The organism is Paenibacillus sp. FSL M8-0334 (assembly GCF_038000405.1).
Lineage (GTDB): Bacteria > Bacillota > Bacilli > Paenibacillales > Paenibacillaceae > Paenibacillus_AQ > Paenibacillus_AQ campinasensis.
Genome location: NZ_JBBOCH010000001.1, coordinates 398114 through 414064, shown reverse-complemented (window position 1 = coordinate 414064; position 15951 = coordinate 398114). Strand labels below are relative to the sequence as shown.

7 protein-coding genes are annotated in these 15951 nt (G+C 59.4%); 6 read left to right on the top strand and 1 reads right to left on the bottom strand.

The features are described from left to right. Window positions 1-62 precede the first annotated feature (62 nt). On the top strand, window positions 63-500 hold the full coding sequence (locus MKX64_RS01875; RefSeq protein ID WP_095263108.1) for an NUDIX hydrolase: 438 nt from the start codon (window positions 63-65) through the stop codon (window positions 498-500). A gap of 27 nt (window positions 501-527) precedes the next feature. On the opposite strand, the gene MKX64_RS01870 is transcribed toward MKX64_RS01875, so the two are convergent. Then, window positions 528-1499, bottom strand: a complete 972-nt coding sequence (locus MKX64_RS01870; RefSeq protein WP_095263109.1) for a Na/Pi cotransporter family protein — start codon at window positions 1497-1499, stop codon at window positions 528-530. A gap of 129 nt (window positions 1500-1628) precedes the next feature. Between MKX64_RS01870 and MKX64_RS01865 the strand changes: the two genes are divergently transcribed. The 5 genes from MKX64_RS01865 (at window position 1629) to MKX64_RS01845 (ending at window position 15900) form a co-directional block, all read left to right on the top strand. Further along, window positions 1629-3002: a class I SAM-dependent rRNA methyltransferase gene (locus MKX64_RS01865; RefSeq protein ID WP_095263110.1), complete on the top strand. Its 1374-nt coding sequence runs from the start codon at window positions 1629-1631 to the stop codon at window positions 3000-3002. A gap of 376 nt (window positions 3003-3378) precedes the next feature. Beyond that, a complete protein-coding gene (gene addB, locus MKX64_RS01860) occupies window positions 3379-6900 on the top strand; it encodes a helicase-exonuclease AddAB subunit AddB (RefSeq protein ID WP_155617284.1) in 3522 nt (1173 codons plus the stop codon). 5 nt (window positions 6901-6905) lie between these two features. Beyond that, a complete protein-coding gene (addA, locus tag MKX64_RS01855) occupies window positions 6906-11105 on the top strand; it encodes a helicase-exonuclease AddAB subunit AddA (RefSeq protein WP_341036209.1) in 4200 nt (1399 codons plus the stop codon). 170 nt (window positions 11106-11275) lie between these two features. After that, window positions 11276-12457, top strand: coding sequence for an exonuclease SbcCD subunit D (locus MKX64_RS01850; RefSeq protein ID WP_341035252.1), 1182 nt, complete (start codon window positions 11276-11278; stop codon window positions 12455-12457). Further along, window positions 12454-15900, top strand: a complete 3447-nt coding sequence (locus MKX64_RS01845; protein ID WP_341035251.1) for an SMC family ATPase — start codon at window positions 12454-12456, stop codon at window positions 15898-15900. Before MKX64_RS01850 ends, MKX64_RS01845 begins: the two co-directional genes overlap by 4 nt. Window positions 15901-15951: the final 51 nt, after the last annotated feature.

Below are 15951 nucleotides of genomic sequence, written 5' to 3'. Positions count from 1 at the left end.
ATTTCATTTCCCGAATTCAACCGGAAGTGAAATCCTTGTTGCACATGAAGGAGGATGCAGACATGACACGAAAAGAGATATCCGCAGGCGGCGTCGTGTACCGATACCATGAAGGCGAGCTTCAAATTCAGCTCATCCAGGACCGGTACGGCAAGACCTCTCTTCCGAAAGGCAAAATGGAGCCGGGTGAAACGGTGGAGCAGACCGCGCTGCGCGAAATTGTTGAAGAGACGGGCATTGTTGGCCGCATCATCACACGAGTGGATATCATTCCTTATAAATACAATCATCCTGAATACGGTATTGTGGACAAGGAGGTTCATTATTATCTCGTTGAAGCAGTGCAAGGCACCTTGAAACCCCAGCTGGAAGAAATCAACGGGGTGGATTGGCATGCGCCGCTGGAAGCCTGGAACAAGCAGCGCCGCAACGGGTATAACAACAATGATGTCATCCTGCGCAAAGCTTTGGAGCTGCTTCAGGTGAACATTCCTCGCTAAATCCGCCGCAACGGCCGAACCTCCCGATCAGGGGCGGGGTTTCCGGGACCATACCGGGAGATAGCATAACGGCAGGGCCAGCAGGGAACAGATGATGTTGAACAGCGTCTGGGCGTGGGCGATCTGTCCGGCCGGACCAGCGGCAAACCAGCCCGAGACGGTGGTCAGTCCGAGGATGAATGGGGCGAACAGCACCGCTCCCCCGATATTGAGCACCATATGGGACCAGGCGACAAAGCGACCGGCAGCGGTGCTGCCGATGGCGGCGATCAGGGCGGTGACACAGGTGCCTACATTGGAGCCGACGACGATGGCAACGCCAAGCTCGGGCGGCAGCGCGCCGGCTGTAGCCAGGCTCATCGCCATCGCGATCACGGCCGCGCTGCTGTGCATGATCGCCGACAGTACGGCGCCTGCGGCAATGCCCCAGAGGACGCTTTGGGCAGCCTGATCAAGGAACCACTGGAACAGGCCGAGGCGCTCCAGGTCAGCCCCGATGGATTGCATGAAGCGGATACCGAGCAGAATGGCGGCAAAACCGGCGGCCGCAAGGCACAGATACTGGCTGCGTGTCAGCAGGTTCTTCAGCGACGCATAGCCGCGGGGGACCCGCTCGGCGGATATGACCAGTCCTGCCCAGAGCATCAAGGACAGCGTCAGCAGCGGCAGCGCAGCCTGTCCGATCTGCAGGCTGATCAGCTCGGTGGTGACGGTCGTCCCGATGTTGGTGCCGAGGATGATGCCAAGCGTTCCGGAATAGCTGAGCAGTCCGGCATTGGCGAATCCGATTGACAGCACGGTTACGGCTGTGCTGCTCTGGAGCAGGGCCGTAACCGCCATGCTGGACACCATGCCTTTCAGCGGAGTCGAGGTCGCCTTGTGCAGCCATCGCTGCAGAAGGGGACCGGCCCAGCGCTGCAGCGCGGCTTCCATCACCTTCATGCCAAGCAGAAACAGGACAAGGCCGTAACAGATAGGAAACCATAGTGAAGACAGCATGATGTTCTCCTTTTCTGGCAGATGAATTCGTTGCTTCGAAGGCAGCCTTTTTAACTACGTATATGACCGGGGGCGGACATGCATGCCAATGAATAGCCCCGGGGAGACAAATAGAGGAGTGAAGTGTAAGTGCCATCGGTAATTTTGGATCGGAGCCGTAAAAAAAGATTGGAGCAGGGCCATCCCTGGATATTCAAGAGCGAGATTGCCTCTGTTGAAGGGGAACCTGCTGCGGGGGAATTGGTGCAGGTACTGAACCATCAAGGTCGCTTCCTGGCCGCCGGCTATTATAATCCGGCCTCGCAAATTACGGTGCGGGTCGTATCTTATGAGCCTATTGAGCAGATGGACCAGGCTTTCTTCGCTGAACGATTCCGTCAGTGCATGAGTCACAGAGAACGGTTTGTGCAAGGGGAGAACGCGTATCGTCTTGTATATGGCGAAGCCGATTTTCTTCCCGGGCTCATCGTGGACCGCTTTGCTGACGTGCTGGTTATCCAGCTGCTGACGCTCGGGATGGATCGCTGCCGTGACGAGATTGTGAGCGCGCTGGTTGAAGTTGTGAACCCGACCGGAATATATGAGCGGAGCGATGTATCCGTTCGGGAGCTGGAAGGCCTTGAGCAGCGCAAGGGCCCGCTGTATGGGGAATGCCCGCGCCATGTCACGGTGACCGAGAACGGCCTGAAGATCAAAGTGGACATTGTGGAAGGCCAGAAAACGGGCTATTTCTTCGATCAGCGGGAGAATCGTGCGTCGATCAAGCCGCTGATGACCGGCTGGGGCAAACGCAGCGGCATTACACTGCAGGAGATCGAAGCGGACGGACAGAAGAAGAGGGTGCCTGTGAACAAAAGCGGCAAGGAGGTTACCTTTCCGTTCTGGGACGGCGCGACGGTGCTGGAGTGCTTCTCGCATACGGGCAGCTTCACCCTTCACGCCTGCCAGTACGGGGCGAAGAAGGTTACCTGCCTGGATATTTCCCAGCACGCCATTGACAGCGCGCGGGAGAATGTGGAGCTGAATGGCTTCCAGGAACGGGTGGAGTTTGTTGTTGATGACGCTTTTGTCTACTTGCGGAACCAGGTTAAAGGACTGGAGGAGCGTGAGCAGCGCGCACGCGCGGATCAGAAGGTGGATACCTCCAAACCGCTCACGGCCGGGGGCGGGCGATCCTGGGATGTTGTCATTCTTGATCCGCCGGCGTTTGCCAAGACAAAATCGGCGGTGAAGGGCGCTTGCCGCGGCTATAAGGATATCAATCTGCACGGCATGAAGCTCGTTAACGAGGGCGGTTATCTTGTCACCGCAAGCTGTTCCTATCATATGCGTCCGGATCTGTTCCTCGAGACGATCCAGGAGGCAGCGCAAGATGCAGGTAAAGTATTGCGTCTGGTCGAATGGCGGGCTGCGGGCAAGGATCACCCGCAAATTCTCGGTGTTCAGGAAGGACACTACCTGAAGTTTGCCATCTTCGAAGTGAGAAGCAAACTTAAAATATAGCGGTTCGGATTGGCTCCATCCATATGGAAATGAAAGGCTCTCTCCCGGTGTGGAGGGGGCTTTTTGGCGTGGAGATACGGTCCCCAGTCTGCTGGTCCGAATGCTAAATAAATCCAAACGTATGTTCCGTGGATATGGACTTATGTTATACTATTAACCATCAGCTTCAGGCTATTGCCCGCTGGATTTACGATCCGTCAGGCATGCTGCGAAGCGAGTTGAAGGGCGGCTTGAGCCTGCTGGATACCCAAGGGCCGGCTCTTTAGTGAAGCATAGTAATTTGCGTGAATAGACGCTTTATAGATCGCTCTAAAGTAGAGACAATGGATTCGTATATAACGTTTCAGCAGAGCTGGAACATGGGAGGAGGAACAGCATGTCGGTTCAGTTTCTGATCGGCAGGTCCGGCAGCGGAAAAAGCACGGCCATCCGTCGGGCGATTGCAGAGCGGTTGAAGGAGAACCCTTCGGGTAGCCCGATGATTCTGCTCGTGCCGGAGCAGGGCTCCTTTGAGGCTGAATATGCGCTCGTCGCTTCGGATGATGTCCGGGGGACGATGCGGGCCCAGGTGCTCAGTTTCCGCCGTTTGGCCTACAGAGTGATGCAGGAGACGGGCGGTGCCGCCAAAGTGGCCGTCAGTGAGGAAGGCAAGCGGATGCTCCTTTACAAAATTTTAAGGCGCCGCAAAGAGGAACTCAATCTGTTTAAGGATTCTGGGGAGCAGCTCGGGTTCGTCGGAAAGCTGAGCGAGCTGTATACGGAGCTGAAGCGGTATTGTGTGGATACCGGCTGCATCGAGGAGCAGCTGGAGCGCTTGTCCGCCCCGGGAAACGGCTCTCCGCTGCTGCAGCGGAAGCTTGAAGATATTCTGAAGGTATATCGGGATTTTGAACTTGAAATCTCGCGATTGTATATGGATGAGGAGGATACGCTCGCCACGCTGGCTGAAGGGATGTCAGCTTCCGCGTATATGCGAGGGGCTGAGGTATGGATCGACGGCTTCAACGGGTTTACCCCCCAGGAATACAGGGTGCTCAGCGAGTTGATCCGGCATGCGGGCAGCGTTACGGTTGCGCTGACGCTGGACAAGCCCTATGCCGAAGGAACGGCCCCGCATGAGCTCGATTTGTTCCACCCGGCTGCAGTTACGTACATAAAGCTGAAGGGGATCGCCCATGAGCTGGGCGTAGAGACGAAAGATCATGTGCTTAGACCCGATCCGCTTCCCCGCTTTCAGGATCGGCCCGCACTTGCCCATGTGGAGTCGGGCTATGACCGGAAGATCCGGTGGCAAGGCAAGCCGCTGGCGCTGGATGGCTCAGACGGGCTGCTTCTATATGCGGCCAGCCATCGGCGGGCGGAAATCGAGGGGGCGCTGCGTGAAATGCTCCGCCTCGTCCGGGAGGAAGGAGCCCGGTTCCGCGAGATGGCCGTGTTTGTACGCAACCTGAATGAATACGAGCATCTGGCTGGTCCGCTATTCCAGGAATATGGCGTTCCGTTCTTTCTGGACCAGAAGCGAAGCGAGCTGCACCACCCGGTTGTGGAATTTCTGCGTTCGGCGCTAGATATCATTGTGCGGCGCTGGCGATATGAGGATGTGTTCCGCTGCATCAAGACCGATCTGGTGCTTCCGCTGGACGGCTCGTTGTCCCGCGAAGACATGGATAAGCTTGAGAACTTCGTGCTGGCTTCCGGCATTCAAGGCTCGCGCTGGACCGATGGACGTCCATGGCGCGGCGTGCCAAGCCTGTCGCTTGAAGATGGGGAGGATGCATACAGCAGGGCCGACAGGGTGGATGAAGCACATCAGCTGATCGAGCGCTGCAGGGCTGCTATAGCGGCCCCTTTGCTGTCATTCGAGAAGCGATTGAAGAAGGCTGGCACAGCCAAGGAGCAGTGCACGGCGGTGTACTTGCTTATGGAAGAGCTGGCGATTCCGGAGAAGCTGGAGCTGCTGAGCCGCGCTGCACTGGAGGCCGGGCGGCCGGAAGAGGCGAGGGAGCATCGTCAGGTATGGAGCGCTGTGCTTGATCTCCTGGATCAAATTGTGGAGATGATGGGAAGCGAGAAGCTGGGGACCGAGCTGTTCGCCGGCGTGCTGGACACCGGTCTGACTGAGCTGAAGATGGGACTGGTTCCTCCGGCGCTGGATCAGGTGCTGATTGGCAGCATGGACCGGACGAGAGCGGGCGGCGTGAAATACGCATTTCTGCTCGGGATGAATGAAGGCGTCGTTCCGGCCCAGTTTCAGGACGACGGCGTTCTGACTGAGCAGGAGCGGACAAGCCTGGAGCAAGCCGGCGTGGAGCTGGCCCCGGGCATCGCCAGAAAGCTGCTCGATGAACGATTTCTGATCTACAGGGCGCTGACGTCAGCGAGCATGCAGCTGTGGGTCAGCTATCCTGCAGCGGATGATGAAGGGAAGCCGCTGCTGCCGTCGGAGGTGATCCGTCATCTGAAGCGTATGTTCAGGGTCGAGGAAGGCGCATTGCCGCCGCGGCCGCACGGAGGACTAAGCGCCGACGAGCAGGAGCGCTATGCGGTTCATCCGGGAAAATCCTTGGCCTATCTGACCGCTCGCCTTCGGGAGTGGATGAACGGGGAGCGGATTCCCGACCTGTGGTGGCATGTATACAACTGGTTTGCGGAGCAGCCGGAGTGGAGAGGTTCACTGGAACGTATGCTGACTTCGCTTCAATATACGAATGAGGCTCGCAGGCTGGGGCAGGAGACAAGCAAGCGGCTGTACGGAACGAAGCTGCGGACGAGCGTATCGCGAATGGAGCGGTTTGTTGCCTGTCCGTTCTCGCATTTTGCCTCTCACGGCCTGAAGCTGCGGGAGCGCCAGCTCTACCGCCTTCAAGCTCCGGATATCGGGCAGCTGTTTCATGCTGCGCTCAGCAGCATGGCCCAGAAATTTCAGGCCCAGCATCGGAGCTGGGGACAGCTGACGCCGGAGGAATGCCTGCGCGAAGCCGAGGAAACGGTAGAGCGTCTAGCGCCGATGCTGCAGGGCGAAATACTGCTCAGCTCCAAGCGATACGGTTACATCAAGCGCAAGCTTAAAAATATAGTCGGCCGGGCTTCCGTCATTTTGGGCGAGCAGGCGCGCAGAGGCCACTTTGAGCCGGTGGGGCTTGAGCTGGATTTCGGTCCGGGCCAGCCGCTGCCGCCGCTTACCTTTCAGCTTCCGGGCGGGGTGACGATGGAGATTGTCGGACGGATCGACCGGGTGGATATGGCGCGTGGCGAGAACGGTCTGCTGCTGCGCGTGATCGATTACAAATCCAGCCAGACGGATCTGCGTTTGCATGAGGTATATTACGGGCTGTCTCTTCAGATGCTGACCTATCTCGACGTGCTGCTGACGTTCGCGGAAGATTGGCTTGGAGAGCACGCGCTGCCTGGAGGGACGCTGTATTTTCACGTGCATGATCCCGTGCTGCAGTCGGCTAACGGCATGGCCCCTGAGCAGGCGGCCGAGGAACTGCTTAAGCGGTTCAAGATGAAGGGTCTGCTGCTGGCGGATCGGGAGGCGGTGTCCCTCATGGACTCCTATCTGGAGAAGGGGCACTCGGCCATTCTGCCGGTGGCGGTGAAAGCCGACGGCAGCTTCTACAGCAGTGCGGCTGTGGCGACGCCCGAGCAGTGGGATGTGCTTCTCTCGGCCGTACGGGACAATATTCAAACGATCGGCGCCCGGATTACTGGCGGGGATGTTGCAATCGAGCCGTATCGCATACAGCAGGAGACAGCGTGTACGTTCTGTCCGTACCGTCCAGTGTGCCAGTTTGACGAAGCGATTGAAGGCAGCGACTATCAGCTGCTTGGCAAGCCTGGACGAAATCAGGTATGGGAGCTGCTCGGACAGATGAAGGAGGGAGAGGGACAGTGAGCGAGATGATCGGCAGAAACGAAATTCCGCCCAAGCCTGAGGGCAGCTTGTGGAGCGATGATCAATGGAAAGCGATCGTCCTCTCCGGCAATGACATCCTCGTGGCTGCCGCTGCCGGATCGGGGAAAACCGCGGTTCTGGTGGAGCGGATTATTCGCAGGGTACTGGATCCGGAGGCCGGATTCAGTGTGGACCGGCTCCTCGTCGCCACCTTTACGAAGGCGGCGGCTGCCGAAATGCGGCAGCGGATTCGGGAAGCGCTGGAACGGGAGCTGACCGGCGACCCGGATAATGAGCATTTGCGCCGGCAGCTTGCTTTGCTTGGCAAAGCCTCGATCACGACGCTCCATTCTTTTTGCATGGATGTGATCCGGCGCTATTATCAGCTCATTCCGCTCGACCCGGGCTTTCGCATTCTGAATGAACATGAAGCGGATCTGATGCGGCAGGACATTATGGAGGAGCTGTTCGAGGAGAAGTACGGCGAAGCTGGTGATGGCGGTGATTTTATACGCCTGGCTGACTGGTTCAGTGGGGAGCGAACCGATGATGCGCTGTATCGGCTTGTGCAGCGGCTGTATGATTTTTCGCGCAGCCATCCTTGGCCGGACCGTTGGCTCAGAACGACAGCGGCCGATTTTCTGGTGAGCGACACGGCTGCGCTCGGAAGCACCGGATGGGTGCAGAGCATCATGGCGGATGCAGCCCTGGCTTTAAGCGGGGCAGCCGGTCTGCTGCAGCAGGCGCGTGTCCTTGCTGCTCAGCCTGGCGGACCGGGAGCATATGCGGATACGCTGGATGAAGATTTACAGCTGGTGAACAGGCTGCTGGAAGCTGTACAGAGCGGGCCGTGGGAATCGCTGTACAGCATCTTCCGCGATGCCTCGTTCGGCAAGCTGAAATCGGTCCGCAAGGACGAGGTGGAGCCGGAGCTGCAAGAGCGGGTGAAAGAGCTGCGCGAAAATGTGAAAAAGACGGTGAATGAGCTCAAAACCTCCCTGTTCGGTCGTCCGGCAGCCGAATTCTTGAAGGAGCTTCACACGGCAGCTCCGCTGATGAATGAGCTTGCGGAAACCGTTATCGCTTTCGGTGAGCGTTACCGGCAGGCCAAATTGGCCAAGGGGCTCGTCGATTTCAATGATCTTGAGCATTACTGCCTGCATATATTGCGTCACACGGATTCCGAGCCTGACCATACGATGCCGTCGGATGCGGCGCTTGAGTATCGCCAGCAGTTTGATGAAGTGCTGCTGGATGAATACCAGGATACGAACAGCGTACAGGAAAGCATCGTCCGCCTGATCTCCAGGGAGCAGCCGGGCAACCGGTTTATGGTTGGCGATGTGAAGCAGAGCATTTATCGCTTTCGGTTGGCGGAACCGGGGCTGTTTCTGGATAAATATAAACGGTTTGTGTCAGACATCACGGAGGGGCAGTCTTCCGCAGCGCAGGCCGAAGGTGGGCTGGATTCAGACGCTGCAGGCATTCGCATCGATCTGGCGCGGAATTTCCGCAGCCGGATGGAAGTTGTCGATGCCGTCAACTTGCTGTTCCGGCAGCTGATGAATGAATCGGTGGCCGAAATCGCTTATGACAAGCGGGCTGAGCTTGTCTGCGGCGCTTCCTTCCCTGACCATGATGGGGCTGGGGCAAGTCCGTTTCAGCCGGAGCTGATACTCATTGACCGCGGCGGCAAAGGCGCTGATGAATCAGGCTCTGAATCCGAGCAAGAGGAGGAAGGAGCCGACACCGTTATCGAGGCGGTGGAGATGGAAACCGCCCAGCTGGAAGCCAGAGCGATCATAAGCAAGATTCGCGAGATGACCGGGGAGACGGGCGCGCCGCTAATGGTGTACGATAAGTCGCTCAAAGCGATGCGGCCGGTCGAGTATGGCGATATGGTTATTCTGCTTCGTTCGGCCCAGCTGTGGGCGCCTTTGATTCTGGAGGAGCTGCGGCAGGCCGGTATTCCCGCGCTGGGGGAGCAGAACAAGGGCTACTTCCAGGCAACGGAAGTGGAGATCATGCTGTCATTGCTTCAGGTGATCGATAATCCCCGGCAGGATATCCCGCTTGCGGCGGTGCTGCGTTCTCCGATCATTGGCTTGAATGAAGAGGAGCTGGCACAGGTTCGTCTGTGCGCGAAGGGAAGCTTCTATGACGCTTTGCTTGCGGCTGTTCGGCAAGGCGGACCGCTTGCCTTCTCGTCTGAGCGGAGAACGGGACTGGTGAATGGGCGCTGGGTGAGCGGCTATGAGCCGGAAAGCTTGGCCGAAGCAGCCGTGACGCATGAGCTGGTTGCCGGCCATCCTCCAGGGACCGACAACGGGCAGAGCGAACAGTCTGCCATATCGGCCGAGCTGGGGATGAAGCTGAGCGGATTCGCAGAGCGGCTGGAGCGCTGGCGTGAAGAGGCGCGCAAGGGAAGTCTGAGCGAGCTGATCTGGCGGATTTACAGCGAGACAGGCTATCTGGACTGGGTTGGCGGGCTGCCCGGAGGGAAGCAGCGTCAGAGCAATCTGACGGCGCTCTACGACCGCGCAGTGCAGTACGAGCAGGATACGTCCTCGAGAGGACTGTTTCGTTTCCTTACATTTATTTCGCGTTTGCGGGAGCGCGGCGGAGATCTTGGCGCCGTGGGCGGAGCAGAGAATCAGGGGAATGCGGTCAGCCTGATGACGATTCATAAATCGAAGGGGCTGGAGTTTCCAGTCGTCTTTGTAGCCGGATTATCGAAGAACTTTAACCAGCAGGATCTGAACGCTTCTTTCCTGATGCATAAGGAACTTGGCTTCGGTCCGAAATATGTGGACGAGTCGATTCGGGTCAGCTATCCGACGCTTCCCAACCTGGCGATCCGCCGGCGGTCGCAGCTCGAGCTGCTGGCTGAAGAGATGCGGGTGCTGTATGTGGCGCTGACTCGGCCGAAAGAGAAGCTGGTCTTGATCGGGACGATGAAGGATTTAGCGAAAAAAGCTTCTGCCTGGGCCCAGGCGGACAGCCATCCGGAGCTGCTGCTTCCGGACTACCTGCTTGCCAGAGGGCGCAGCTACCTGGACTGGATCGGGCCGGCGATCATTCGCCACCCGTCCGCCGGGCTGCTGCGTACGATGGCTGGGTTGACGGAGACGTCGTCATCCGGTGTACTGGCAGGGGAGCAGTCTGCCTGGAGCATTCAGGTGACGACGCCGGATGTGCTCGCGGCGCAAGATGTCCGGATCGCAGCCCCGGACGATGAGGATGGGGATGACCGCCACGGCAAGTGGAACGCGCTGCGGAACCTGCAGCCAGTATCTCTGGCCGAGCGTGCGGCTGCGGGGGAAGACGCTGATGCGCGCCGTTCCGCTGTGCGGGAAAGGCTGTCCTGGTCGTACCCTTACGAAACGGTCAGCCAAATTCCGGCCAACACCTCGGTATCGGAAATGAAAAAGCTGCTTGCGCTGCAGGACAGCCCGTCCCTGGATCTGTTGGAGGAGCAGTCGGTGATGCGCGGCATGCGGGAAGGGGCGTCAGCGGCAGAGCACGCGTTCACGCTTCGCTTGCGACGTCCGAAATTCATGGAAGCCTCGAAGCTGTCGCCAGCAGAGCGGGGAACGGTATACCACACCATTATGCAGCATCTTCCGCTTCAGGCAGGGACGGGTCTGAATCAAGCGGAAGGAGATGGGCAATGGCATGCGGGTCACGAAGAGGCAGGCTCTTTCGCCTCGATTGCAGAGCAAACGATAGCCGTTCTCGTAGAGAAGGAAATTGTGACCCCTGAACAGGCAGAGGCGGTGCGTCCCGAGGAAATCGGGCGCTTCCTGGACAGTCCGATTGGCCAGCGGCTCCGCGCGGCAGAAGAAATTTGGCGGGAGATGCCGTTCTCCTATGCCCTGCCGGCAGCGGAAGCTTATCAAGGCCTTGCCCTTCTCGGCCAGGCCGCAGCGCTCGGCGAACGAGTTGAGCAGCTCGAGCAGCTGGAGGGCGAGTCTGTGCTGATTCAGGGGATCATCGACTGTCTGTTCCGCATCGACAATCGGCTGGTGCTTCTCGATTATAAGACCGATCGAGTGTTGGAGCATCGGGGTGGCCTGGACGCGCTCACGGAACTGTACCGCTTCCAGCTGGAGCTGTATGCGCAGGCGCTGACCGACATTTTGGGAGAGCAGGTGCAGGAGAAGTGGCTTTACTTTTTTGATGGGGGCCATGCGGTGCAGCTCTAGGATGATGAGGATATCATGTTGTGATTGAGGATAGGCTGGACGGATTGCAATTGTCCTCGGATTGGAATTCTCTCTGGCGGGGAGAGGTAATGAAGTGTTTTGTAGAACATGTTCACGAATGAGAAAAAGGATCAAGCGGGTACGCTTGGACCCCGGGAAGGAGTATCACGATGCGCATTTTGCATACGGGAGACTGGCATTTGGGCAGAACGCTTGAAGGGCGCAGCCGATTGGAGGAGCAGGAGCAGTTCATCGATGAACTGGTTGCGCTCGCCGATGAGCAGCAGGCTGATCTGATTATGATGGCAGGGGATGTGTATGATTCGGTCAATCCGCCTGCAGCAGCGGAGCAGCTGTTCTATGAAGCGGCTGCAAGGCTGACGGAAGGAGGGCGGCCGATGGTCGTCATTGCGGGCAATCATGATCAGCCTGACCGGGTATCCTCTGTCAGACCGCTCGTGGCTGCCAGAGGGCTGACCCTGATCGGAGCGCCCGTTGCCGAGACGGTGACGGTATCTATTCCCCGAACCGGTGAAACGGCGAAGATTGCGGCTCTTCCGTATCCTTCAGAGGCCAGGCTGAATGAGCTTCTCGGCGGAGACGGCGACGAGGACCAGCTTCGCCGGGCATACAGCGAGCGGGTCGGCCATTTGATGAGCCTGATGGCCAGGGAATTCAGCCCGCATACGGTCAATCTTGCCATGAGTCATATTTATGTTCTCGGCGGCGTCGAGTGCGATTCGGAGCGGCCGATCCAGGTCGGCGGCGCCTATACGGTGGACCCTTCGGCGCTGGCCGTCGGAGCATGCTACACCGCGCTAGGTCATTTGCACCGGGCGCAAGCCGTCAAGGGCGATGGCCTGATCCGGTACAGCGGCTCGCCGCTCGCTTACAGCTTCTCCGAGGCGGGACAGGCCAAATCGGTGACGATGGTGGACGTTGCTCCGGGAGGAACGCCGGTGGTGGAAGAGATTTTCCTAAGGAGCGGGCGTCCTCTCGTGCGCTGGAAGGCCAAGGGGGGACTGGAGGAAGTGTACCGCTGGCTGGATGAGGGAAGAGATCCGGACGCCTATATCGATCTGGAGATCTCCTTGACCGAGGCGATGGGCATGGCGGATATTCAGCGTCTTCGGAAAAGCAGGGACGGCATTATCCATATCCGGCCCGTATATCCGGAGATGGAGGCGCTCCTGCTTGAAACGGAGCGTTCGCAGCTTCCGCTGCCGGAAATATTCCGCAAATTTTATCAGCGTCAGACCGGGGGCGGCGAGCCGGAGGAGCATCTGGTTAACCTGTTCCTGGAGCTCGTTGAGGAAGAGGATGCGGACAGCGGGGAGGTGCTGGCCAAGTGAAGCCGATTTTGCTGAAATTATCGGGGCTTCAAAGCTACCGGGAACCGCAGGAGATTCATTTCGAAACCTTGTGTGAAGCCGGAATATTCGGGATCTTCGGTCCGACCGGCAGCGGCAAATCGACGCTGCTCGATGCGATTACCTTGGCGATGTACGGCAAAGTGGAACGGGCGGTAAACGGAACACAGGGCATTATGAATCATTCCGAGGACAGTCTGTTTGTATCCTTTACATTTGAGCTTGCTTCCGCGAGCGGTGCGGAGCGCTACCGGGTGGAGCGGAGGTTCAAGCGGGTGAACGAACTGTCTGTCAGCAACACGGTCAGCCGGTTTATTCACGTCACAGCGGAGGGCGATCAGGTGATTGCCGACAAGCTGGCCGATGTTACCCGGACGGTGGAAGAGAAGTTGGGGCTGAAGATGGACGATTTCACCCGGGCTGTCGTTCTGCCCCAGGGCAAGTTCGCCGAGTTTCTGTCCTTGAAAGGCAGCGAGCGCAGGCAGATGCTCCAGCGCCTGTTTCACCTGGAGCGATATGGCGACCAGCTGGCCATGAAGCTGAGCCGGCGGGTGAAGGAGAACGATGCCGAGCTTAAGTCGGTGGAGGCCGAGCAGCAGGGGCTCGGAATGGCTGGCAAGGAGGCGGTTGCCGAGGCCGAAGAGGCTTTAGCAGCGGCTAAAACGCATGCGGACGCGGTGCGCAAGCAGTTGACAGCTGTCACGGAGCGGGCCGAGGCGCTGGGCAGAATGCGTGAGCTCGATCTGGAGAAGCGGCGGCTGGAGAACAAGCTGGCGGAGCTTGCGGCGCAGGAGGATGAAATCCGCAGGCTGGAGCGACAGCTCGAGCTGACGGGGGCAGCGGCGTCCATGTTGCCGGCGCTGGAGACGTGGCGCGAGGCCGAGCGGCAATGGCAGAGCCGGCGCGAAGCAGCTGAGGCGCTTCGCGTTCGAGCCGCCGAGGCGGACAAGCTCGCGGAGGAAGCGACAGCCGCTGACGAAGCGGCCCAGGCGGTGCTGGCCGCAGAGGAGCCGAAGCTGGTGCTGCGCGCGGAGCAGCTGGAGCAGGCGGCGGAGCTGCAGCGAGCGCGCGATGCGCTGCGGGCTGAGCTGGCGCAGCTGGAGCGCCAGTTAGGCGAGACCCGGCAGCAGATGGATGATGTCGGCGGGCGGCTCCGCAAGGAGCAGGAGCTGCTGGAACGCGGCAGCAAGCGCCGGGAAGAGCTTCAGCAGCAGCTGAAGGGGCTGGAGACGCGTTCCGGTGAACGGCAGCTGCTGCATGCGGCAATGCAGAGGCGGCAGGCCGTGGAGGCCGCCGAGAAGCAGCTGAGCCAGGCTGCCATCGAGCTGAAGGAGCAGGAAGAGCGGCAGAAGCAGCTGGAGGCGAAGCGGGATCGGAGCGCTCGCGAGGAACAGTTATTGCAGCAGCAATACATACAGCTTGGGAAGCAGGCGAACCATTGCCGCTCGGCTGCGGCAGCCGCGGGCGAAAGCATCGTGCAGGCGGAGGAGGCTGTGCGGCGTCTTGCCGCCGAGTGGAATGCTGCGCAGCGCGAGAAGCAGCGGCACCTCCTGTCGTTGCAGCTGGCCGCCGAGCTTCGGGATGGTGAGCCTTGTCCTGTGTGCGGCAGCCTGTCTCATCCTCACCCGGCAATGGCGAGTGACGGCCGGGGCAATGAGGACGAAGAGCGCCGGGAGCGTCTGGAACGAGTCTCTGAGCAACTGCAGGAGGTTCGAATCCGCCTCACGCATTTGGTGAATGAAGCCGGTTTGATCGCTGGCGGTTATGGTGCAGAAGCAGATGCTGATTCATTGGCGAATGCTGCGCATCCACTCTCTCCAGACCTGTCTCAGCCGGCTGAAGAGGCGGCTCCGGCGCTCCTGGCGAATCTCGGAGCCGAATGTGATGTGGACCAGGTGGAGTTATATGCGGCCGCTGCCTTGGCAGCCGTGGCCTCAATAGCCAAGGATATCGCCGAGTGCCGGGAAGCGGGCGAGAAGGTCCAGCGCGCGCTCCTCTCCTGTCAGCAGGAGCTTGCAAAGGAGACTGCGGCGGCGGAGAGCGGCAGTCTGCTGCTGTCACAGCTGCGCGAGAGAGTGCGTGTGCTGAAGGGCGAGGTTGCGGAAGCGATCGACGCCTGGGCGCAGGAGAATCCGGAGCTGCCTCTGTCCGAAGCGGAGGAACGCTTCAGGCGCATGCAAGAGAAGGATGCCGAGGCCGAGTCGGTGAGGGAAGGGCTGGAGCGGAGCGTGCCTTTCCTGGAGGAAAAGGCGCAGCTCGTCAAGCATCTTGAGCAGGAGCAGCGCGAGCTTGAGAAGCGCTGGATTCAAGGAGAAGCGCAAAGACAGAGCAAATCGGATGTGTTAAAGGAGAAGGAAGAGCGGCTTCATGCTTGGATCGGAAGCCAGTCGGCAGAGCAGCTGCTGCGCGAATGTGTCGCCAAGCTCAAGTCGCTGAAGGAAACGGCAGAGCGTGCCCACCATCATCGCAAAACAGCGGATGAAACCAGGGCCGCAGCCGCGAAGGAGGCTGCGGTTGCGCAGCAGGCAGCCGAGTCTGCGGAAGAGCATGCCAAAGCCGCCCGGCAGCGCTGGGATAGTCTGCTGGAGTCCTCTCCTTTTGCCACTGAAGCCGGCGTGCTGGAGGCATGCCTGTCGGCTGAAGATAAGGAGCGCTCCGAGCAGCGAGTGGCCGCTCATCGGGACAGTCAGCGGGAATGGTCGCTGCGCCTGCGGGACGTAGAGCAGAAGCTCGGGGGCGTGCCGTTTGACGAGGCGCTATGGCAGCAGATCTGTCTGGAACAGGAGCAGCTGCGCCAAGCGGATGAGGCTGCGATACAGGCCAGAGCGAGAGCCGAGCGGGATGTTGAAGATCTCAGGAAGCGCAATGTCCGGTTTATGGAGCTGGAGGAGCAGCGGGCCGGCCTTCAATTGCAGGGCGAGCGGTTAGCCAAGCTGCAATCCTGCTTGCGCGGGAATGCGTTTGTAGAATACATCGCAGAGGAGCAGCTGATGCAGGTCAGTCAGGCCGCTTCCCAGCGCCTGCGCTTTCTGACCAAGCAGCGGTATTCGCTCGAGGTGGACTCTGGCGGCGGCTTTGTAATCCGTGATGATGCCAACGGCGGTGTCCGGCGTCCGGTATCCACCTTATCCGGGGGAGAGACATTCCTCACCTCGCTGTCGCTTGCGCTGGCGCTGTCAGCCCAGATTCAGCTGCGCGGACAGTACCCGCTGCAGTTCTTCTTCCTGGACGAAGGCTTCGGCACGCTGGATCCCGAGCTGCTCGACACGGTCATCACATCCCTGGAGAGACTGCATAGCGACAAATTGACGGTAGGCATTATTAGCCATGTGCCGGAGCTTCGTGCCCGTCTGCCCCGCAAGCTGATCATTCAGCCGGCGGAACAGGCCGGTGCAGGATCGCAGATCCGGCTGGAGAAAATGTAGCTATTGCAGCTTTGTCAAACCGGTGATAAGGATCACAGAAACAGCAACAAC